Source organism: Streptomyces sp. NRRL WC-3618 (genome assembly GCF_001280005.1).
Lineage (GTDB): Bacteria > Actinomycetota > Actinomycetes > Streptomycetales > Streptomycetaceae > Streptomyces.
In genome coordinates this window covers 1-275 of sequence record NZ_LGDW01000385.1, presented here as the reverse complement: position 1 = coordinate 275, position 275 = coordinate 1, and the positions used below count along the sequence as shown (strand labels likewise).

The 275-nt window shown below is 64.0% G+C and carries 1 protein-coding gene; it reads right to left on the bottom strand.

The features are described from left to right. Positions 1-275: family 43 glycosylhydrolase (locus ADL01_RS27180; protein WP_159049642.1), on the bottom strand; the 275-nt coding region annotated here is incomplete at both ends.

The following is a 275-nucleotide window of genomic DNA, read 5'->3' as shown; positions in this document are numbered from 1 at the left end:
GCGCCGTTGTGATAGAAGAAGTACGAGTTGCCCTTGAAGTCCACGATCCCCGGGTGGTTGGTGAAGCTGCTGCCCTGGGCGGGCATGACGGTTCCCCGGTAGGTCCACGGCCCGGTCGGGCTGGGTGCCGTGGAGTAGGCGATGAACTCCTGGCAGCACTTGGCCGCATACACGATGTAGTACAGACCGCCCCGTTTGTAGACCCAGGGTCCTTCTTCGTACAGCGTGGGACGGTCGGGGTTGTCGGTGCGGGTGCCGAATCCCGCGGTGGTGAG